Source organism: Arthrobacter sp. 210 2 (assembly GCF_059093025.1).
The window spans coordinates 16,220-35,112 of the sequence record NZ_JBNHIE010000004.1; the positions used below are offsets into that span (position 1 = coordinate 16,220).

An 18,893-nucleotide genomic window follows, 5' to 3' on the forward strand; every position below is an offset into this window, starting at 1 on the left:
AGTGACTCTGAGATCCCGCTCATCCATGGACGGCATTGCGGTAATGGCGGGCTGACCGGCAGCGAGGGATCGTGGATGTCTTTTGGCGTGGGCTTAGATCAAAGGTGGACACATAGGATGGGACAACCGCCTGGTCTCTTCGGACAGGAGAGACTGAACCGTGGGCGTAGAGCGGTTCCTGCCACGTGACGGGGAAACTGAGCCATGTGTGAACTGCGGGTTATCTTTGGCTGTGTCAACATCGGTCCTGCGCTTGCACTGTTTCAGCGGTATGGAGGTATTCCGGGAGCAGATCAGCGACTAGGGCCGCGCGGATACCACGGCCCTGGACGGGGAGGACACCGGATGTGAAGCATCGGTCCAGACCTGTTGATCCTCCAGTCCGTTTCTTTGACTGGGTAGATTTCGGGATGCACTAGGCGGCACCACCCCATCTCGCGAAGAGGGCTGGGTGGACGATCATGTTGCCGGGGTGGGCGTGCCGCAGGGTGTCAAGCATGACTCCCAGGGCTCCGTCTTTGGGGAGGAACCCGCAAATACCCATCGAGGCAGCCTCACGCAGCGCGTCCTGCGAGGGGTTGCCGGTGAGCATCACGATCCGGGCTTCCGAGGCTTCCGACAGGATGTGTTCGGCGGCCTTGAGGCCGGAGCCGTCCGTCAGGTAAAGGTCCATAATGACGACGTCGGGCTGCAGCTCGCGGAACATGGTCACCGCGGACTCCACCGACTTCGCCGCCCCCACACTTTTCAGGTCCGGTTCCCGGTCCAGTGCCCCGGCCAGCAGGTCCGAAAAGGTGGTGTGGTCATCAACGATCAGGATCCGCAGCCGTTCGGTTTCCTGCTTGGTCAGCTGCGGTGCAGCGTCGCGGCTGCCGGCCACCACGTGGATGGAGGGACGGGCTTCTGCTGGCCCCTGGGCGGCTGCGGTGCTGGTCAGGAGCCGGGCGTGTGCCTCCTTCAGCGCCGGGCTGGGCGCGCAGCCCAGTTCTTCGTCCATTACCCGGCGGCAGCGGTCGTATGCCCGCAGCGCCTCGGTTTTTTCGCCGTTGCGTTCCAGCCCCAGAATCAGGGCGGTCCAGGCCCGTTCGTTCAGGGGGTCTTCCTTGGCCGCCGCGCCGCCCCACGTTATCGCTTTGGCCACGTCCCCCACGGCCAGGGCGGTCTCGGCCGCCTGGACCCGGGCCAGGCTGACCCGGGCTGCGTGAAGGGCCCGTTCCTCCTCGGCCCAGGCCGGCAGCAGCTCATCCCCCAGCAGCGGGGCCGAAGCGATCTCGAGTGCTTCGGTGAGCAGTGCCAGCGCTGCCGGCGCATCGGCCTGGCTGGCCTGCTTGGTCAGTGTGTCGAACCGGTTCAGGTCCAGGTCCACCAGCGACCTGTCGATCGCGTAGCCGCCGGTGACCGTCCGCAACGGCCCGCTCCGCCCGGTGCCCGGCTGCAAATGCCGCCGCAGGACACTGACATAGCTTTCCAGGGTGGGCAACGCCACCGACGGATGATTGTCACCCCACAGCAGGTCCATGATGCGGGTCTTGGACACCGCCGAGCCGAAGTTCAACAAAAGGATCTCCAGCACCTGCCGGGGTTTGGGCCCGCCAAGATCATTAGAGCCCAGCTCCATACTCCCGCGGCGGATGGTCAACGGACCAAAAACCGAAATCGCCAGCACCGGCGCCTGCTGTGATGCGGGAACCTGCCCCGGACCGCCGCTCTTCTTCGCCATCTCCAATGTAGCCACGATGGTCCCCCCCAAGTAGTTGAGTACTGCCTGGGTCCCATTGCATTTGTGGATGGAAGGATGAACAACAGTACTCAGTACTCACTTGTCCACTGGTACTTTCCATTCGAGCACCTACGACTTGAGGCAGGTACTCAGAAACGACGCTGAGGAACGCATCAGCTGTCCTCGAACAGACAGGGCGTTCTGACACGTTAGCGCCGGTGAAAGCGTGATTCCATAATTAGGCACAAACGTTGGGAAAAGCTAGGTAGCCCAGCACGGCAGGACACACACCCGATTTGCACTCGAACTCTGCCCGCAGGGAAAAAATGCCGGAAAGTAAGCTTTACGACGGCGCGCTCGTACGAACTTGGTCTCCACGGTGCGATCGCTGTATTTGTCAGAGGTAGTTTGAAGACAGCGGGATATTGTGCCGGCTAGGCTCCATTGCGGCCGGAAGCCTCGCCCGAGTGGATGTCGTCCGTGAGCCAGGTGATGGCCTCGGATTCCTGTTCAAAGTACCGGCTGAGTGTGGCGGATCTGTAGTTGAAGGCAGTGATCACCCTGCCAACATCGTCAACCCCAACCACGGCGGTGCGAGCCGAACACGTGTCATCGAGGAGCAACTGCTTCGCTTCCGGGGTAATCCTCTCCAGCGGCCCAATGTGCACCAGTAACGGACGCTTGCCCTGGGGGGATGCAGCAGTGACAGCGGCGATTGTCGAGCGGATGTCATCGGCTTCTATCGAGACCCCGGGTGTCCACTGCAGGCGCAGGAACTCTCCGTCATCCTTCAAGGTGTAGCGAGGCGAAGACCCCTGCTTCAAATCCAACACAATTCCCCCAAATACTTTCACTACTCGGCTTTAGAGCCATCCCCGCCCGTAGTCCCGCGCGTTCCACCAGCCTACGAGGGCCGGCGGTTGCGGCACTGAGCTTTCAATTCGTTCTTAGACTAGCGTGCAACCCACCCCCCTAGGGCGTGTCTCCTTATTGGCGTAGCCAGATCAGGACCGAGTAGAGGGCGACCCCGGAGCGGTAGGTGATGGCGAGTTTGTCGTATCGGGTGGCGATGCTGCGCCATTGCTTGAAAATGTTGAAGGACTGCTCGACGACGGAGCGGCCTTTGTAGGCCTCGCTGTCGAAGTCCACCGGCCGGCCACCGCGGGCGCCTTTGCGTTTGCGGTTAGCGATCTGATCCCGAGGTTCGGGTATGACTGCCTTAATTTTCCGGGCCCGCAAGAGTGAGCGGTTGGCTTTGGAGGAGTAGGCCTTGTCACCCATCACCGCGTCGGGGCGGGTCCTTGCCCGTCCCATGCCGGGGCGTGGAACCTTTATTGCGTCCATGACGTGTGGGAACATGCGTGAGTCTGAACCTTGACCTGGTCCAATGATGAAGGCCAGCGGCCGGCCTTTCCCGTCGCACGCGTGGTGGATCTTGGTGCCCAGTCCGCCCCGGGACCGTCCGACGGCGTGATCCTCAGGTTCGGCCCAGAGTTTCTTGTAATTCGGGACGTCCCCCTGTGCTGCGGGGAAGGTTCGTCCCGTGCTGGTGGGCGCGGTTGATCGTCGAGCCCACCGACACCGTCCAGTCGATCTCACCGGCGGCGTCAGCCTCGGACAGCAGGACGGCGTGGATCCGGTCCCAAATCCCGTCCGCTGCAAAACGGCGGTGGCGTTTCCACACCGTCTGCCATGGACCGAACTGCTCCGGCAGGTCCCGCCAGGCGATCCCGCACCGATACCGGTACGCGATGCCCTCCACGACCTGACGGTGGTTCCGGAACGGACGCCCGCGTTGTCCGTCGGAGCTGGGCAGCAACGGCTCAACGCGGGCCCACTGCAGGTGGGTCATGAAAAGGTGGCCCGAAGGAACGTACGATTAGGCTTTTGCCGCTGATTTCACTGACGCGGTTCGCGTACGGGGTTCTGAGGAGACAAATGTGGAACTGAGGGGGCGACAAAGCGACATTGTGACTATTGAGCTTTCCAGCCAGGATATTTTGCATGTGCGGTGGAGACCCGGAGCAGTGGTCACTGAAGCCGAAGCGATCGCTCTTAAGAGCCACGCAGCTGAGCTAAGTTCAGGGCGCACCCTTCCAATGCTGGTTGAAATGGCCAGCATGAAGTGGATCGATCGACGTGCCACGGAGATTTTCTCAGCCCCGTGGCCGCTCGCGCGGATGGCCCTCGTCGGCACCAGCCCTGTTGACGAAGTCATAGCCAGCTTTTACACCTCCCGGCACCACCATGCGTGCCCCACCCGGTTCTTCACCTTAATGGACGAAGCGATGACCTGGCTAAAAGAGGACTAGCACTCCAGCTTTCCCGTTCAGTTTAGGCTCAGGTTGATGGCGAAAGCGGTCATCACCAGGCCGGTGGCCACGTCTACTGCCCGCCAGGTGCTGGTGTTGCTGAGTAACCCGGCGAGGGCCCGGGCGCCGTACCCCAAAGCGCAAAACCATACGACGCTTCCTGCCACCGCGCCGGTTGCAAAGACCCAGCGGTCATCAGGGCCGTGCTGGTTGGCCAGGCCGCCCAGGACCACCACGGTGTCAAGATAGACGTGCGGGTTTAGGTAGGTCACGGCGAGGGTCGTGGCAATTACTGGTCCGCGGGATTGGGGAGCCACAGCGGTTAACGATGCTGGTTTTAGTGCCGCTGCAAAAGACCGGGCTGCCCACCATAAAAGATAGGCAACTCCACCCCACTTCAGCATTACCAGTGCTGCAGGTACATTTGAGACCAAGAGCCCTAGGCCCAGGGTGCCGCTTAGGATCAGTATGGCATCGCTGGCAATGCAGAGCAGGACCACGGTGCCGACGTGCTCTTGGCGGAGGCCTTGGCGCAGTACGAAGGCGTTTTGCACTCCAATGGCGAGAATCAGTGCCAAGCCGGTCAGCAACCCGGCACTCCAAATACTCCACATTGTTTTGACCGTTTCCGCATCAGGTTTTTGCGTCGAAAATAACGCCGGACCAACCTAGTTCAGGCACCGTCACCGTGGTGTTACTGGTGGCGCGATACCACTTTCGCCAAGGTCTATGGCCAGGCACTGCGGCGATCGGGAACCGATCGTCAAAGCGCTTATCGCTCCCGCCGCGAACGCAAAACTTCGAGCAACCAAACCAGCGCCTTCGAACCATGTGACTCGAATCCTCAAAGTCCGGTCGAGAAAAGTGGACACGTGTGGGTGTGCGACCAGCCCGTGTTACCTGTGGTCCCTGAAGCACCGCACCTCTAGGGGTCAATGGCTCTCGGCGTGGCATCGGGATGAAAATGCGGAACCGCTTGGATTTTCGAGCCTCGAGTCCCTGCCGTAGCCACTGGGCTCATCCTTGGTTACGCCGGCGGCGGTGAACGCAACGGCGTCGCCGTCAGGGTCGGTGACGCCTGAGAGAGCGACACTAATCAGTTTGTCGTTGGGCGGCCAGATGGCTTTCGGGGTCCCGCTAGGGCGTGTTGCTAAACCCCTTTGAGGGCTTGTTGGCGTTGGCTGGTGTGATGAGCGATCGCTTTCTGCTGTCTGACGAGGTGTGGTCTGTGATCAGACCCCTGTTTCCAGCCTGGAAGGGCAACGGGCGCCCAGTCGCGAACCGCCGCCTGATCGTGGATGGGACTGCATGGAAGTTCCGAACCGGGGCGCCATGGCGGGACCTACCCCAGCACTTCGGGAACTGGAACACCGTGTTCAAGATCTTCGACCGCTGGGCCAAAGATGGCACGTGGACGAAAGTTCTCGAACACGTCCAGACCCGAGCGGAGGCCTTGGGCGATCTTGACTGGGTCGCCTCGATCGATTCCACGATCGTGCGCGTCCACCAGCACGGAGCGACCCTTCCACGCTTCACAGGGGGTCCCCTCGAATTACATGAAACTCGGCATCGAACCGCCGGACCACGCGATCGGGCGTTTCCGCGGTGGGCTGACGTCCAAGCTGCTACATGGCGACCGACGGCAAAGCCGTCCTTACCGCCGGCAACATCAATGACACGACCATGATGGCCGCCACCCTCGAGGAGATCCGGGTCCCACGGCCTGGAAGGGGAAGATTCCGTACCCGCCCGGACCGCGTCTTGGCTGATAAGGGGTACACGTCCAAGGCCAACGGCAGTTGGCTGGCCGACCGCAGTTGGCTGGCCGACCGCGGCATTAAGGGCTCTTGGGACATTGGGCGGGGAGCGAGTGCCACGGCGTGGTAAGCGCAGGATAGGTGTCGGGATCCTCGAGGATCAGTAGCGACCAAGCATGCTGATCCATCACGAGGACCCCGACGATGTCCAACACTACGGGGTGCGTTGCCGCGCCCACCACCGATCCTTGCACCCGCTGCGATGTACTGCTCGGCCTGAAAGACCTCCATGTCGAAGCCGTCGAGCGTGACGGGGAGTTGATGACCGTGACCGTCTCCACGCCGTGGATCCTGATGGGCTGTCCCGCTTGCGGGGTTGTGGCCTGGAGCCGGGGCCGGCGCCTGCGGGTCCTGAACGACATCCCGGGATCAGTACGGGTGCAGTTGGCGTGGCGCCAGCGGATCTGGCGCTGCCCTGACCCGGGCTGTGAACGAGGCACGTTCGCCGAGCAGGTCCCCTCCCTGGAAAGGCGCACAATCGACTTCAGGGTCCCGTTCGATTCGTACCCCGGGATGCAGGGGCGGTTAGCTGGGACAATCTAAAAAAGAAGAGGTGACAAAAGGCTCTAAAAAAGGGGGAGTTCAATTGTGGACCTCTAGCTCCCGCGAGGAATAGCATGACTTCATTGAGCCGGTAAGGCCGGCCGGCGCCGGCTCCTTGGCCGCAGTCAGGGCTCGTCCCGAACGTTCCGCCTCCGGGTGCCATAACCATTATTTGCCTGACGCCTTGCTTCTAGTGCCGACATCGGGCCGCTAAGAACACATTTCCTCGTGTTAAACCATGCCCCCCATTTTCTGAAAGTTATGCTTCGGATTGTGCGAGCATGCATCCTAAAAGTTTATAACGATGCCACCCACCCACCGGGCGTCGATACAGGCTATTCGAAACCAGGAACAGAAACATAGTGAAAACCTTCAAATTACTCTACGCGCCTCTGGCATGTGCTCTCGCCATGTTGACCGGTTCAGTTATCCCGGCAGCTGCCCACCCGGAAGAACCAGCGGCTGTAGGCCCTTGGCCACCGGAGGACACGCACGGCAAATACGTGTCTGCCCCAAATGATTTCTACACCACCGAAGTAGTGCCGGCCTGTGGGTCAAAGGTGACTCTCGCTTACGGTGATGTGCGCGAAGTCCAGTACAAAGCGGAACCTACCGATGACGGGGGCCTCCTCATTAGGTACCGCGGCGGCATAACCCTTGACATCACACGCGAAGATGGTGCCTTCATTGATGAGCTGGACATATCCGGACGCACTACTGAGACATGGTCGAAAGACGGCCTCAAACTGCATCTTGTCATGCACGGGCCTTCGCTGCTATACGCTCCCACCGAGGTGGAATCAGCTGCTCTGGTCCAGGCCGGACTGCCCACCTTCCTTTACTTCAAAGAAGGAAAATTCGTCGGCGATGTACAGTTCTCGCAGGACCCTGCTGTGCCGGTCGTATCCGCAGAGGTGACACGAAACCGCGTAGAAGACGCGCGTGATGTCTGCAAAATGCTAGACCGTGCCGTTTACGCCAAAAACGGCACTGGCTACCACGCGAGCAAATAAAACTGGCTAGGACCGGTGCCGGACGATGACGGCGGGCCTGTTGACGCCGATGTCCTGCTCAGCCCGCCACACATCCATGGCCGATTTGAGACGAGAACGTAGGCCATACCGCTATGGCTTCGCATGACTAGGTCCAACTGCAGACATTGCGCCCGGCGCCAAGGACGCTAATCGCAACTCATGCGCTCTAAGGGGCCGAAGGAGTCTGCAGACAAGCCGGCCAACCGTAGCTGTCGATGGGCGCCGGCTTATGGGCAGAGTCGGTCCAGGGTCTCTTGGAGGGCGGAGACCATCTGATCACCCCACAGGTTGTATTTGTCATCGGTTTCCGGATCCTCGAGGGGTGTGGGTATCGGTGGCGGAACCAAGGTCATGGTCGCCTGGTACTGGCCGTCGGTGCTCGCGACTGACGCGGTGCGGTAGGTCCAGAACCCGCCAGTACCGCCGAACCGGTGGTTATCGTCGCAGCCTTGGTTCCACTTCCAGAGCCCGAGGCCGTACAGCGGGAAGGCCTCGGTTCTGGTCATTTCGTGGAGTGAGTCTTTGGACACCAGGTCTCCGCGGAACAGCGCAGCGTAGAAGTCGTTGATATCGGACATTGTGGAAATTGCTCCGTAAGCAGGCGACCCGAGCACTCCCGGTGCTTCAGTGACATCAAGGCGTTCTCCGCCGTAGGTGATGTAGCCGCGGATCACTCCGGGTTCAGCGGCTGCGGCCTGATCGAGGGCTGTGTCTTCCAGTTTCAGCGGATCGATCACGTCCTGGCGCAGCACCTCGGTAAACGGGCGGCCCCGCAACTTCTCCACGAGCTGTCCCAAGGCCATATAAGCGGAATCGGAATAGCGGAAAGAGCCCACGTCCCGGGCCTCCCACGGCAATTGTGCTGTCAGTTCCAGGGCTCGCTGGGTCGTGATGTTTTCTGCGATAACGCGTGGGACATCGGCGGCGGTTTTCTCGGTGACCTCCTGAAAGGAACGCATCCCCGAGGTGTGCCCAGAAGCTGTCGGACGGTAACGGGTCCAGGCGGCTTGAGGACAGAGGTGAAAGTGTCCAGGATAGCATTCACCGGATCATCCAAGCCGATGAGGCCGTCTTCCACCAGCTTCATGACCGAGACGGCGGTCATGGACTTCGTGATACTCGCGACGAATACCTGGTCATTGGGCGTCGCCGATTCCTTCGAGTCCAGGTTCCGGACGCCATAGGCCCGGGACCATGATCCTCCCGGCCACCTGACGTCCGCCACCACGGCGACGGAGCCCTGGTCCACAAACGCACGCATGGTGTTATCGATCGACTTGGTGGGCGGTGCCGCGCTGCCGAAGGATGCCGGCCCGGGTGCGGGTTCGGAGTAAGTGCACCCGCCCAGTGCCAGCGCCATTGCGGCCACTGCGCTAAGAAAAGGAAAGAAGGACGTTTTCATGACGCCGCCAGATAAATGAAAGGGCTGAAGGGGGCGGGCCGCTCACTACGCCGCCCCCGGTCAAGGGCTCCTCGGCGCACTAGTCCCAGCGATTCAATTTTAAGTACTGTCTCCTGCCCGATCGAGTGCCATTCCTGACTGTCTGTCTCCACCGACGGGCGAAGGTGGCAGACTTACCACCACCTCGTCAGGGCCCAGCCGTTTCGGGCGCCGTCGCCACTGTCACCATCCTTACCGCAGCGCAAGCAACGCGTGTACAAGCCTCCGTCCTCGGCATGTTCAACGTGCCAGTGATGCCGGAGATTCAGCTTGCACAGCAGGGCCTGGATCATGGCCAACTCCCGATTTGAATCCATTGCTAACGGTTCCAATTCTGGCCCTAAAGCCGCCGCAAAAGAAGCGGAAACTGGTGGGGAAGCTAGCAGGTAACCGACTGCACGTCTCCTGCCCCTAAAATCGCCGAAGAAGCCCTTCGGGTCATCGGAGCCCACGGCAGCTTTCAAACCATCCCGCAGCTAGCTGTGAGACAGTCCTGTGGTTGCCAGTAAAGCGACTCGGCTACTGCTCCTCGTTCCGCCCCCATGTTGCGACATGGAGCGCTGCAAATTCGGCGCCACTTATCGCCGCTATTCACAACCTAATCGGTTATTACCAGACAGCCCTTCACGGAAGTCCTAAGCCTCATCCTGACAGCTTCGGGCACGCGTCCGCCCGAGCCGTCACCCAACCCGAGCATCAAACCGCCGCCGGTATTCCGTCGGCGTGGTGGAAAAGGCAGCCGCGAAGTTTTGGCGCAGGGTCACGGCGTTACCGAACCCGCAGTCGGCGGAGATCTGGTCTATCGACAGGTCCGTGGTCTCCAAAAGCCGCCGGGCGGCATCAAGGCGGCGAGCGCGGATCCAGGCGGCCGGGGTTGTCCCCGTTGCTGCCCGGAAGGCGCGGACAAAGGTGCGGCGGCTCAGGTGTGCCTGCGCGGCAAGCCGGTCAGTGGTCAGCGGTTCACCGAGCCGGCCCAGAGCCCATTCGAGCAGGCGCGAGATGGGATCATCCGTGGAGCGCTCCGGCACCGGTTGCTCGATGTACTGCGCCTGTCCGCCTTCCCGGTGCGGAGCGATGACCAGGCTGCGTGCCACCTGGTTCGCCGCTTCCGCCCCGAGCCGGGCGCGCACCAGGTGCAGGCAGGCGTCCAAGGCCGAGGCGGTGCCGGCGGAGGTGAGGACGTCACCGTGGTCGATATAGAGCACGGACCGGTCGAGCGGCACATCGGGGTGCCGCACAGCAAGGGAATCAAAGGCCTGCCAATGGGTGACCGCCCCACGCCCCGCCAGCAACCCCGCGTCGGCGACGGGGATCGCGCCAAGGCACAACCCCAAAATCGGCGCCCCTCGCCCGTGCGCCCCTTGGAGCACCTGCCGCAGCGAATCGCTGGGGACGCGCCCGTCGTCGAACCATGACGGAACCACCACCACATCCGCCTCGTCCGCGGCCGCGGGCCCCTTCACCTCGCCCAGCCCGTAGCCCTCGGCAGTGGTAATCCCGCCCTCCTGGTCAGTAAAAAGAACAGTCCTCCAATCGGCAAGACCCTGCCTGGCCACCTCATCAAAGACCATCTGCGGAACCGCAAGGTGGAACATCGTCGCGCCATCGAATGCGTACACCGCAATCCTCACAACTGCCCCTTCCGCTACATTGGCCCAAATCCATCGTACATTCGCCTTCGTGCCACTGTTGGCGGGGGCCGGCAACGGGAAGACTGGAAAAGCCGCCACAAGGCAGCCCACAGAACCATCAGGGAGAACCATAAACATGAGCACCCCCCGCCGCGCCCTCATCCTCATCGACGTACAGCAGCAGTACTTCAGCGGCCCCCTCGAAATCCAGTACCCGCCGCACCAGGAATCCCTGCCCGCTATCGCGCGTGCAATAGACGCCGCCACCGCCGCGGGCATTCCCGTTGCCGTCATCCAGCACACCGCAGGTGAAGGTGCTCCGGTTTTCGCGCCCGGCACGCCAGGCTTCGAGCTGCACCCTGAGATTGAGCGCCGCAAAACCGCCGACTGGAAGTCCCTGGTCAAGCAGTACGGCTCCGTCTACGCCGGCACGGACCTCGCCGACTGGCTGCGGCAGCACGACGTCGACACTGTCACCTTGGCCGGTTACATGACCAACAACTGCGTGCTCGCCTCCGCCGTGGAGGCAGAGTTCCTTGGCTTCACCACAGAGGTTCTCTCCGACGCCACCGGCGCCATCAACCTCGCCAACGACGCAGGCTTCGCCGACGCAAAGACCGTGCACACGCCTCACCCTGCTGAACTCGAACTGGGCAGCGGTGGCCGATACTGATACGTGGACCAACGCACTGAACACCCGGCAGGCCCTCACGGGCAGTGACCTCGGCAGCTCCGCCATCGCGGGCTCCGAACTGGTCCCCCAGGCGTAACCAGCGCCCCGGGCTTCCCAAGGGGCAGGCCGGGTGGGAAGCCCGGGAACACCAGCGCCATCAGCGGTGTTCCCAACAGGGGACCAAGCCCCAACCGATCATCAAGGACTGTTTACATGAAGTGGATTCTTCTCGCCGGCGCGATCCTGAGTGAGGTGACGGCATCCCTCTCGCTGAAAGCGGCGCTGGATAATCCTGTCTTCTTCATTGTGGTTGTTGCCGGATACACCGCGTCGTTCGGTTTCCTCGCAGCAGTCCTCCGCAAAGGCCTGGGACTCGGCGTCGCCTACGGCATCTGGGCCGCGCTGGGAGTCACGCTCACGGTCCTGCTGGCCGCCCTCATCTTTGGCGAGGCACTGACCCCGGTGATGATGGTCGGCGTCGCCATGGTCATTGCCGGCGTGCTCTGCGTGGAACTGGGGTCACACAAAGAACCGGCACAAGAACCCGAGAAAGAAATGGCCCGCTCATGATGTGGCTGCTTCTCGCAGGAGCGATCCTCACCGAGGTCACCGCCACCCTCTTCCTGCGCGTCGCCTCCACCGGCAAGCGCCGCTGGTACATCCCTGTCGCCGTCGGGTACTTCCTTGCCTTCACCCTCCTCACCCTGACCCTGGACCAGGGCATGAGCCTCGGCGTCGCCTACGGCATCTGGGCGGCCGCCGGCGTGGCACTGACCGCACTGGCCAGCCGGGTCTTCTTCAAGGAGGCCATCACCCCCGTCATGATGCTCGGGCTCGGCCTCATCATCGGCGGGGTCCTGCTGATCGAGCTCGGCGCGGCACACTAGGGCTGAAGGGGGCACGCCAGGGCCGAAAGTTGTGGACGCGACCCGCCGCCAGGGTCCAAACTGCGTAGATGGACGCACCTGCGGTGTCGATCCGCACACCCGACCAGCGCATCAGGGTTTTCGTCAGTTCCACCCTGCGGGAGCTCGAGCCGGAGCGCCGCGCCGTCCGCGAGGCCGTCGAATCACTGCACCTGGCGCCGGTCATGTTCGAGCTCGGCGCCCGCCCCCACCCGCCGCGTTCCCTGTACCGCTCCTACCTCGCCCAAAGCGACGTGTTCGTCGGCATCTACGGCGGCAGTTACGGCTGGGTGGCGCCGGGCGAGGAGGTGTCCGGGCTCGAGGACGAGTACGCCTTGTCCGCCGGCATGCCCAAGCTGATCTACGTTAAGGACGGCGTCACGCGCGAGCCTCGCCTGGACGGGCTGCTGGACCGCATCAGGAACGACGACGACGCCTCCTACAAGAGGTACGGCGACCCGCAGGAACTCGGCGACCTGGTCCGCGCCGACCTCGCCGTCCTCCTCGCTGAGCGGTTTGCCGCCAGCCGCCCGGCGACGGAGGAACCGCCGGCACAGCATTACGACGGCGGGCGCGTGCCTGCGCCGTACAGCGCCATCGTGGGGCGCGGCGGAGCCATCGCCACCGTCCGTGAACTGCTGGATCGCCCCGACGTAAGGCTCGTGACGCTGGTAGGCCCCGGCGGGATCGGCAAATCACGGCTCGCCATCGAAGTCGCCGCCGAAATCGCCAAGGAGGGGGCCGACGTCGTTTTTGTCATGCTCGAATCCGTCCGGTCGGCGGAGTTCGTTCCGGCGGCCATCGCCCACGAGCTCGGCGTCCGCGACGCCGGCGACGGGCCGCTGGAGGACAAACTGGTCACGGCGCTGGAGGGCCGCCGGCTGCTGCTGGTGCTCGACAACATGGAGCACGTGCTGGACGCCACCGCCGTCGTTATGAAGCTGGTCTCGGCGCTGCCGGAACTCACGCTCCTGGTCACCAGCCGCTCTCCCCTGCGCGTGCGCCCCGAGCGCACATTCGAGGTGGCGCCGCTCGAGGTGCCCGCGGAGGACGCCCGGCCCACACCCGAGACAGCCGCCGGCATCCCGTCCGTGGCGCTGTTCGTTGAACGCGCCCGCGCGGTGCGGCCCGACTTCGGGCTGACCCCCGCCAACTGCGAGGCGGTGCTCGGGATCTGCCGCGCCCTCGACGGCGTTCCGCTCGCCCTCGAACTCGCAGCAGCCCGCATCCGCACCCTCACCCCGGAATCCATCCTGCAGCGGCTCGGCACCGGCCTGGGCCTGCTGTCCGGCGGCGCCCGGGACTTGCCGGAACGCCAGCGGACCCTGACCGGAACCATCCTATGGAGCGTGGACCTCCTGCCGGCGTCCGCCCGCGCCGCCCTGGCCCGGCTCGCCGTCTTCACGGGCCCGTTCACCCTGCCGGCGGCCGAGGCCCTGGTGGGCGAGGGAGCCCTCGATGCCCTCGACGCCCTGGTGGAGTCCAGCCTGGTGAGCCAGCGCGACATCGGCGGCGAGAGCGTCTTCACCCTCCTGGCCACCGTCCGCTCGTTCGCCGCCTCCCTCAGCACCAAGGACGAGTGGGACGCCGCCCGCGACGGCCACGCGCAGTACTTCTTCGGCCTCGCCCAAGGAGCCGCGCACGGGCTGCGCACCGGTGACCAGGGCCGCTGGCTCGCCGACCTCACCCTCCAGCGGGCGGACCTCGCCTCGGCAGTCAGGTGGCTCACCGCCCAAGGGCAGTGGGACCGCGCCGCCGAACTCGCCTGGTCCCTCTACCTTTACCTCTGGCTCGGCGGGCTGCTGGGCCAGGTCCGCCTCTGGATGACGCGGCTGCTGGAGGAAGCGGCGGCACGGGGTGAATCCCTCTCCAGCCGCGCCGAGGCCATCGCCCTGTATTTCACCCGGGCCGTCGCCTTCTGGCAGCAGCAGGACGTGGACCTCGTGGGCGGCCTCACCTGCAGCGCGCAGCTCTTCGCCCAGTCCGGCGATGCCGCAGGGGAAGCGCTCGCGCTGGTATCCGCCGCGCTGGCGCGGCTCGCCGCTCCGGTTCCGGACGTCCAGGGGGCCATCGGCGACCTGGAACGCAGCCTGGACCGCTTCCGCGCCGGCAAGGACCGCTGGGGCGAGGCGATGTCCCTCGTCACCATGGGACGCGTGCTGCTCGTCGCCGGGCAAGGTGAGGCGGCGGCGTCGCGCTTTGAGGAAAGCCTCGCGCTGGCAGGCGAGGAGGGCGAACCCCTCGGCATCGCCATCGCCCTGCACCACCGGGGCTGGGCACGCATGCTGCAGGACGACGTCGACGGCGCCGCGCAGGATTTCGTGCGCGGCCTGGAGATCTCGGCGGGCCTCAGCCACGACGAAGGCATCGCGTACGGCCTCGAAGGACTGGTGGCCGTCGCGGCGAGGCACGGCGACGTGGCCCGCGCGGGCGAGCTGGCCGGCGCCGCGGAGGCGCTGCGCCAGCGGACGGGCCTGTTCAATCCTGCCGTCGCCAGCTTCCACGGACCCGTGGTTGAGGCCCTGCGTTCGGGCGGGCTGGGCGGAACGTTCGACGACGGCGCCTCCCGCGGCCGTTCCCTGCCGCTGACGGAGGTGCTCGCCAATGCCCACGCGTGAGTCGGTCGCAGGAACCGACCGTGTGCTGCGCCCGGTGCGGTGGCTGGCGGCCTTCATCCTGCCGTTCCTCCTGATCGCCGCCACCATCCTCGTCTTCCTTCCGGGCCGCATCGCGGAGCTGTTCGCCTGGCCCATCAGGCCGCCCCTCACCGGAATGATCCTGGGCTCGGCGTATATCGGCGGGATCATCTTCTTCGCCGCCGTCCTCCGGACGGGCCAGTGGCACCGCGTGCGGCGGGGATTCCTGCCCGTCCTCGTCTTTGCGTCACTGCTGGGCATCGCCACCGCACTGCATGAGGGGCTGTTTACGCGGAACCTCTCGTTTTTCGCCTGGGCGGCGCTCTACGCGTCCACGCCGTTCCTCGTGGCCGCAGCCGCCCTCGCCCAGCGCCGCGCGGATCCCCGGGTGCCCGGGCCGCGCGATGTGCTGATCCCGGACCACGTTGCCCGGGCGCTGGTGGGGGTGGGCGGTGTGGTCACCCTGACGGGCCTGGTGATGTTCCTGTTCCCGGCGCTGTTCATTCAGAGCTGGGGCTGGGACCTCACTCCGCTGACCGCCCGGACGCTGGGTGCGGTCCTCAGCCTTACCGGATTCGTGAATGCGCCCATGGTGGTGGACCGCCGGTGGAGCAGCTACCGCGTCCTCTTTGCCGCCCAGCTGGTAAGCCTCGTATTCATCCTGGCCTCGGTCGCCGTCGGACGTTCCGACGTGCACTGGGAGCGGCCTGCCGCGTGGGCCTTCGTGACCCTCGTGCTGCTCGCCCTCGTGTCCTACGGAGCGCTCACACTGTGGGCGGAGCTGCGGCTGAGGCGCGCGGGGGCGTCCGCCGGCACCACCGCCGAACATTTCGGGTAGGGCTTAGGCTGGCCCTAGACGCAATGGACAGGAGACCGAAGTGGCCGAGACACTGACCGACCCGCAGGTGGCTGAGCTGATGGCCGAGCTCGCCGCGCTCGAGGACCCCAGGGCGCGCGAGGTGAACAAAAGCACGGTGACGACCACGGCGTGAACCTGGCCAAGCTGCGCGCCATCGCCAAGCGGCTGAAGATCCAGCATGACCTGTCACGCCAGCTGTGGGCGACCGGTGACACGGCGGCCAGGCTGCTGGCACTGCTGGTATGCCGGCCGAAGGCGTTCGAACCTGGCGAACTGGACGCCATGCTGCGCGAGGCGCGGTCCCCCAAGGTGCAGGACTGGCTGGTGAACTACGTGGTGAAGAAGGGCCCGCACGCCGAAGAACTGCGGCAGGCCTGGTTCCCCGATCCGGATCCGATAGTGGCCAGCGCCGGCTGGGCCCTCACCAGCGAACGCGTGGTGAAGAAGCCCGAGGGCCTCGACCTTGGCGGCCTGCTGGACATCATCGAGGCGGAAATGCAGGGCGCGCCCGATCGGCTGCAGTGGGCCATGAACATGTGCCTGGCGCAGATCGGGATTGAGCACGCCGGGCACCGCGCCCGTGCGTTGGATATCGGCGAGCGCCTCCAGGTCCTCAAGGACTACCCGACCCCTGCGGGCTGCACGTCCCCGTTCGCGCCCAGCTGGATCAACGAGATGGTGCGACGTAAGCAGGATCAGTAAACCGGGCTTCTCCGTTTGGGCGGAAGCCCCCACGCGAGTCGGGCTCCAGCGCGGGGGCTTCCTTTGCTTCCGTGTTGGGGGAAATAACGTGGAAACAGGTAGAAATTTACCCGCCAGTAATCTCGGTTCCAGACCGTTTCGGTCGGCTTGCGCAAATCTTGATTAAACCTTGAGTAGTGCCCCGCCTTCATACGGCTGGGCACTACTCCGGGTCGGGGTGGTTGGTCTTCTAGCCGATCAGGGTGGTGATGAGCCTGATGGAGGAGGCGATGATGGCGATGAGGCCGATGGCTCCAAAGAGGTTGTGCCACCACTTGTTGCGGAGATCGCCCATGACGGAGCGCCTGTTGGCCATGATGACGATCAGGAGGCCCAGCATGGGGGCGATGAGTACGGTCAGGGATTGGGCGATGACGATCAGGGCCACCGGTGAGGACTGGAAGGACAGGGTGATGATCAGGCCGAAGGCGAGGATCATGCCGGTGACGATCCGGGCGGCGACTGATCCTGCCTTGGCGCCCCGTCCCATGGCGTCGGAGAGCATGGTGCCGCCGGCGGTGGCGTTGGCGATCATTGACGAGAACGCTGCTCCGGAGAGGCCGAGGGCGAAGAGCATTGCACCGACCGGGCCTGCCAGGGGCGTGAAGATGGAGGCGAGGGCGTTGATGGTTCCGGCTTCGGCTCCGGTTTTGCCGAGGACTGCCGCGGCGACCATGATGACCAGGGCCGTCATGATGCCGGGGGCGACGATGCCGGGGATGGTGTCGACGAGTGTGATGTCGCGGTAGTCGGCACGGGTGCGGCGGTGTTCCTTGATGCCGTAGGAGGTGTAGAAGGCGGCGTTGATGGAGAAGTTGGTGCCCACGAGCGCGACGATGAGGATTTCGCTTCCGGCCGGAAGGGTGGGGACCATGCCTTCAAGGGAGCGATACCAGTCGGGCTGTGCCACCACGGTGCTGGCGATGAAGGCGATGCCCATGAGGACGACAATGACCAGGAGGGCTTTTTCGACGATCCCGTAGACGTTCTTGAAAGCCAGGACGAAGGCGACGGCGGCGGTGCAGACGACCGTCCAGAGGACCGGGGATCCGCCGAAAATGAGCGATAGTCCCAGGCCGGATCCGACGGCGTTGCCGACGGAGAACATCAGCGTGATGCCGAAGACGCCGAATCCTGCCAGGACGCCCACCCAGTTGCCGAGGTGTTCCTTGATGGAGGTGATCAGGGAGGTGGGAGTGGCGATGCCGAGCCTGACGCTCATGTCAGTGAAGAAAATCATCAGGATGGTGGAGACCGCAATGACCCAGACGAGGCTGTAGTCGAAGCGGCTGCCGGCCTGGACTGCGGTGGTCAGGTTGCCGGGTCCGAATTGCCACGCTCCGACGACGAAGGCCGGGCCCATGAGGGCAAGGTAGCCCAGGAACGTCCGGCGCTTTCCGGTTCCTGCCGGTGCGGGGTGTACGTGCGGTGCAGCCATCTTCTGTTCCGTCGATCCGGGATGGGTGATGGTCCTATTGTGCTCGCGCATCTGCGAGTCCTCCTTATACAGCGACATTGCTGGGGGCGTGCGTTGGCCCGGGATGGAGAGTAAAAGCTGGGGCACGGGCGGCGGGCCAAAGGGGCCCGCCGCCCGTGAGGACCCGTGATGGGTGGGGTCAGACGGCAGCGGTGGTGGTGACCTTGCCGATGTTTGCGGCGGCGAAGGCTTCCGCGATTTCGGTTTCGGCGCCTTCGGGCAGGGGCAGGAGCGGGGTGCGGACTGTGGCGTGGTCCAGGATGCCGCGGTTCACGAGGCCCCACTTCAAGGCGACGGTGCCCTCCATATGGGAACCGCGGTGGTAAACGTTCTTGGTCACCGGAAGCAGCCGCTCATGAATTGCGTGTGCACGCGGGTAGTCCTGCGCCTTGCCGGCCTCGATCAGTTCGACGAGCAGTTCGGGGGCGATGTTGCCGTAGCCGACGAGCAGGCCATCAACATCGAACATCGTCGGCAGCAGGTACTCGTCATGGCAGGACAGCACCTGCAGCTCGGGATACGCGGCGCGCAGCGCGGGGATCTCGGTGTACCACCGGCGCATGTTCCGGACACCGTTCTTCGTGGCAAAGACGCCCTCCTGGCCGGCGATCTCCAGCTGGGTCTCGAGGTCGTAGGTCGCCTTGGTGTTGTCGGGGTACTGGAAGAGAATCAGCGGCAGGCCGGACTCTTCATAGATCTCCTGGTAGCGCGACTGCGGGGCGCCCTTCTGGTAGCCGAAGCGCAGCCACCCGTGCGAGGGGTAGACGAGACCAGCTGACGCGCCGGCCTCGACGGCCTTCTTGGCCTCGAGGGCCGCGGTCTTGTTGCCTTCCTTCGTGATGCCCGCCACGACCGGTACACGGCCGTCGGTCGAGGCCACGAACGCACGGATAACGTCCAGCTGCTCCTCTTCAGTAAGGAACGTGCCTTCGCCGGCGTGCCCCAGGACGACGAGGCTCTTCACGCCCTCAATCGATCCGAGCCACGAACCCAGACGCTGGATCGCAGCGAAGTCGACAGCGCCATCTTCGGTGAACGGGGTGACAGGTGCGGGGCTGAGCCCGCGGAGATCGAGTGTCATTGCAGCTACCTTCTTCTCTTCTT

The 18,893-nt window shown here is 64.3% G+C and carries 19 protein-coding genes and 1 pseudogene; 11 read left to right on the forward strand and 9 right to left on the reverse strand.

What is annotated here, in order from left to right; genetic code table 11:
• Nucleotides 1–415: 415 nt before the first annotated feature.
• From AC5RWA_RS09580 to AC5RWA_RS09590, 3 genes are all read right to left on the reverse strand, one after another.
• On the reverse strand, nucleotides 416–1,735 hold the full coding sequence (locus tag AC5RWA_RS09580) for a BTAD domain-containing putative transcriptional regulator (RefSeq protein ID WP_494057430.1): 1,320 nt from the start codon (nucleotides 1,733–1,735) through the stop codon (nucleotides 416–418).
• Between the two features lie 419 nt (nucleotides 1,736–2,154).
• Nucleotides 2,155–2,514 (reverse strand): hypothetical protein, encoded by a 360-nt coding sequence (locus AC5RWA_RS09585; RefSeq protein ID WP_494057431.1) that lies wholly within the window; start codon nucleotides 2,512–2,514, stop codon nucleotides 2,155–2,157.
• Between the two features lie 193 nt (nucleotides 2,515–2,707).
• A protein-coding gene (locus tag AC5RWA_RS09590; protein WP_494057432.1) for an IS5 family transposase occupies nucleotides 2,708–3,572 on the reverse strand; the annotation gives its coding sequence in 2 pieces (ribosomal slippage) (nucleotides 2,708–3,229 and nucleotides 3,231–3,572; 864 coding nt in all).
• A gap of 118 nt (nucleotides 3,573–3,690) precedes the next feature.
• Here AC5RWA_RS09590 and AC5RWA_RS09595 point away from each other — a divergent pair.
• Complete coding sequence (locus AC5RWA_RS09595) at nucleotides 3,691–4,032, forward strand: DUF7793 family protein (RefSeq protein ID WP_494057433.1); 342 nt, start codon at nucleotides 3,691–3,693, stop codon at nucleotides 4,030–4,032.
• 17 nt (nucleotides 4,033–4,049) lie between these two features.
• On the opposite strand, the gene AC5RWA_RS09600 is transcribed toward AC5RWA_RS09595, so the two are convergent.
• Nucleotides 4,050–4,646 carry a LysE/ArgO family amino acid transporter gene (locus tag AC5RWA_RS09600; RefSeq protein WP_494057434.1) on the reverse strand — a complete coding sequence of 199 codons (597 nt, stop codon included), beginning with the start codon at nucleotides 4,644–4,646 and terminating at the stop codon, nucleotides 4,050–4,052.
• A gap of 575 nt (nucleotides 4,647–5,221) precedes the next feature.
• Here AC5RWA_RS09600 and AC5RWA_RS09605 point away from each other — a divergent pair.
• The 4 genes from AC5RWA_RS09605 to AC5RWA_RS09620 all read left to right on the forward strand — a co-directional run bounded on the left by AC5RWA_RS09605 (nucleotide 5,222) and on the right by AC5RWA_RS09620 (nucleotide 7,405).
• Nucleotides 5,222–5,719 carry a transposase gene (locus tag AC5RWA_RS09605; protein WP_494057435.1) on the forward strand — a complete coding sequence of 166 codons (498 nt, stop codon included), beginning with the start codon at nucleotides 5,222–5,224 and terminating at the stop codon, nucleotides 5,717–5,719.
• Nucleotides 5,662–5,919: a transposase gene (locus tag AC5RWA_RS09610; RefSeq protein ID WP_494057436.1), complete on the forward strand. Its 258-nt coding sequence runs from the start codon at nucleotides 5,662–5,664 to the stop codon at nucleotides 5,917–5,919. The genes AC5RWA_RS09605 and AC5RWA_RS09610 overlap by 58 nt, the downstream gene beginning before the upstream one ends.
• 74 nt (nucleotides 5,920–5,993) lie before the next feature.
• Entirely contained in the window at nucleotides 5,994–6,392 is a 399-nt protein-coding gene (locus AC5RWA_RS09615) for a hypothetical protein (protein WP_494057437.1), read from the forward strand.
• A 362-nt stretch (nucleotides 6,393–6,754) separates the two neighbouring features.
• Complete coding sequence (locus AC5RWA_RS09620) at nucleotides 6,755–7,405, forward strand: hypothetical protein (RefSeq protein WP_494057438.1); 651 nt, start codon at nucleotides 6,755–6,757, stop codon at nucleotides 7,403–7,405.
• Between the two features lie 248 nt (nucleotides 7,406–7,653).
• On the opposite strand, the gene AC5RWA_RS09625 is transcribed toward AC5RWA_RS09620, so the two are convergent.
• The 3 genes from AC5RWA_RS09625 to AC5RWA_RS09635 all read right to left on the reverse strand — a co-directional run bounded on the left by AC5RWA_RS09625 (nucleotide 7,654) and on the right by AC5RWA_RS09635 (nucleotide 10,486).
• Nucleotides 7,654–8,385, reverse strand: coding sequence for a serine hydrolase domain-containing protein (locus AC5RWA_RS09625; RefSeq protein WP_494057439.1), 732 nt, complete (start codon nucleotides 8,383–8,385; stop codon nucleotides 7,654–7,656).
• Nucleotides 8,292–8,828: a serine hydrolase domain-containing protein gene (locus AC5RWA_RS09630; RefSeq protein WP_494057440.1), complete on the reverse strand. Its 537-nt coding sequence runs from the start codon at nucleotides 8,826–8,828 to the stop codon at nucleotides 8,292–8,294. Before AC5RWA_RS09630 ends, AC5RWA_RS09625 begins: the two co-directional genes overlap by 94 nt.
• Before the next feature lie 719 nt (nucleotides 8,829–9,547).
• Entirely contained in the window at nucleotides 9,548–10,486 is a 939-nt protein-coding gene (locus tag AC5RWA_RS09635) for a GlxA family transcriptional regulator (RefSeq protein WP_494057441.1), read from the reverse strand.
• 148 nt (nucleotides 10,487–10,634) lie between these two features.
• Between AC5RWA_RS09635 and AC5RWA_RS09640 the strand changes: the two genes are divergently transcribed.
• The 6 genes and pseudogenes from AC5RWA_RS09640 (at nucleotide 10,635) to AC5RWA_RS09665 (ending at nucleotide 16,273) form a co-directional block, all read left to right on the forward strand.
• On the forward strand, nucleotides 10,635–11,171 hold the full coding sequence (locus AC5RWA_RS09640; protein ID WP_494057442.1) for an isochorismatase family protein: 537 nt from the start codon (nucleotides 10,635–10,637) through the stop codon (nucleotides 11,169–11,171).
• Nucleotides 11,172–11,384: 213 nt separating this feature from the next.
• Nucleotides 11,385–11,741, forward strand: a complete 357-nt coding sequence (locus AC5RWA_RS09645; RefSeq protein WP_494057443.1) for a DMT family transporter — start codon at nucleotides 11,385–11,387, stop codon at nucleotides 11,739–11,741.
• Nucleotides 11,738–12,058 carry a DMT family transporter gene (locus AC5RWA_RS09650; protein ID WP_104443410.1) on the forward strand — a complete coding sequence of 107 codons (321 nt, stop codon included), beginning with the start codon at nucleotides 11,738–11,740 and terminating at the stop codon, nucleotides 12,056–12,058. Before AC5RWA_RS09645 ends, AC5RWA_RS09650 begins: the two co-directional genes overlap by 4 nt.
• Nucleotides 12,059–12,126: 68 nt before the next feature.
• Nucleotides 12,127–14,694, forward strand: coding sequence for a DUF4062 domain-containing protein (locus AC5RWA_RS09655; protein WP_494057444.1), 2,568 nt, complete (start codon nucleotides 12,127–12,129; stop codon nucleotides 14,692–14,694).
• Nucleotides 14,681–15,550 (forward strand): hypothetical protein, encoded by an 870-nt coding sequence (locus AC5RWA_RS09660; RefSeq protein WP_494057445.1) that lies wholly within the window; start codon nucleotides 14,681–14,683, stop codon nucleotides 15,548–15,550. Before AC5RWA_RS09655 ends, AC5RWA_RS09660 begins: the two co-directional genes overlap by 14 nt.
• Nucleotides 15,551–15,629: 79 nt before the next feature.
• Nucleotides 15,630–16,273, forward strand: a pseudogene (locus AC5RWA_RS09665) (DNA alkylation repair protein).
• A 229-nt stretch (nucleotides 16,274–16,502) separates the two neighbouring features.
• Here the strand turns inward: AC5RWA_RS09665 and AC5RWA_RS09670 are convergent.
• Both AC5RWA_RS09670 and AC5RWA_RS09675 read right to left on the reverse strand, forming a co-directional pair.
• Nucleotides 16,503–17,801 (reverse strand): Nramp family divalent metal transporter, encoded by a 1,299-nt coding sequence (locus AC5RWA_RS09670; protein ID WP_176156717.1) that lies wholly within the window; start codon nucleotides 17,799–17,801, stop codon nucleotides 16,503–16,505.
• 127 nt (nucleotides 17,802–17,928) lie between these two features.
• Entirely contained in the window at nucleotides 17,929–18,870 is a 942-nt protein-coding gene (locus AC5RWA_RS09675; protein ID WP_115523716.1) for a dihydrodipicolinate synthase family protein, read from the reverse strand.
• Nucleotides 18,871–18,893 lie beyond the last annotated feature (23 nt).

Bases quoted from the DNA above. Each gene is read 5' to 3' on its own strand.
- AC5RWA_RS09605 (WP_494057435.1), top strand. From the start codon at position 5,222: ATGAGCGATCGCTTTCTGCTGTCTGACGAGGTGTGGTCTGTGATCAGA.
- AC5RWA_RS09660 (WP_494057445.1), top strand. From the start codon at position 14,681: ATGCCCACGCGTGAGTCGGTCGCAGGAACCGACCGTGTGCTGCGCCCG.
- AC5RWA_RS09615 (WP_494057437.1), top strand. From the start codon at position 5,994: ATGTCCAACACTACGGGGTGCGTTGCCGCGCCCACCACCGATCCTTGC.
- AC5RWA_RS09625 (WP_494057439.1), bottom strand. From the start codon at position 8,385: ATGCGTTCCTTTCAGGAGGTCACCGAGAAAACCGCCGCCGATGTCCCA.
- AC5RWA_RS09630 (WP_494057440.1), bottom strand. From the start codon at position 8,828: ATGAAAACGTCCTTCTTTCCTTTTCTTAGCGCAGTGGCCGCAATGGCG.
- AC5RWA_RS09655 (WP_494057444.1), top strand. From the start codon at position 12,127: ATGGACGCACCTGCGGTGTCGATCCGCACACCCGACCAGCGCATCAGG.
- AC5RWA_RS09640 (WP_494057442.1), top strand. From the start codon at position 10,635: ATGAGCACCCCCCGCCGCGCCCTCATCCTCATCGACGTACAGCAGCAG.
- AC5RWA_RS09645 (WP_494057443.1), top strand. From the start codon at position 11,385: ATGAAGTGGATTCTTCTCGCCGGCGCGATCCTGAGTGAGGTGACGGCA.
- AC5RWA_RS09600 (WP_494057434.1), bottom strand. From the start codon at position 4,646: ATGTGGAGTATTTGGAGTGCCGGGTTGCTGACCGGCTTGGCACTGATT.
- AC5RWA_RS09675 (WP_115523716.1), bottom strand. From the start codon at position 18,870: ATGACACTCGATCTCCGCGGGCTCAGCCCCGCACCTGTCACCCCGTTC.
- AC5RWA_RS09670 (WP_176156717.1), bottom strand. From the start codon at position 17,801: ATGCGCGAGCACAATAGGACCATCACCCATCCCGGATCGACGGAACAG.
- AC5RWA_RS09610 (WP_494057436.1), top strand. From the start codon at position 5,662: ATGGCGACCGACGGCAAAGCCGTCCTTACCGCCGGCAACATCAATGAC.
- AC5RWA_RS09650 (WP_104443410.1), top strand. From the start codon at position 11,738: ATGATGTGGCTGCTTCTCGCAGGAGCGATCCTCACCGAGGTCACCGCC.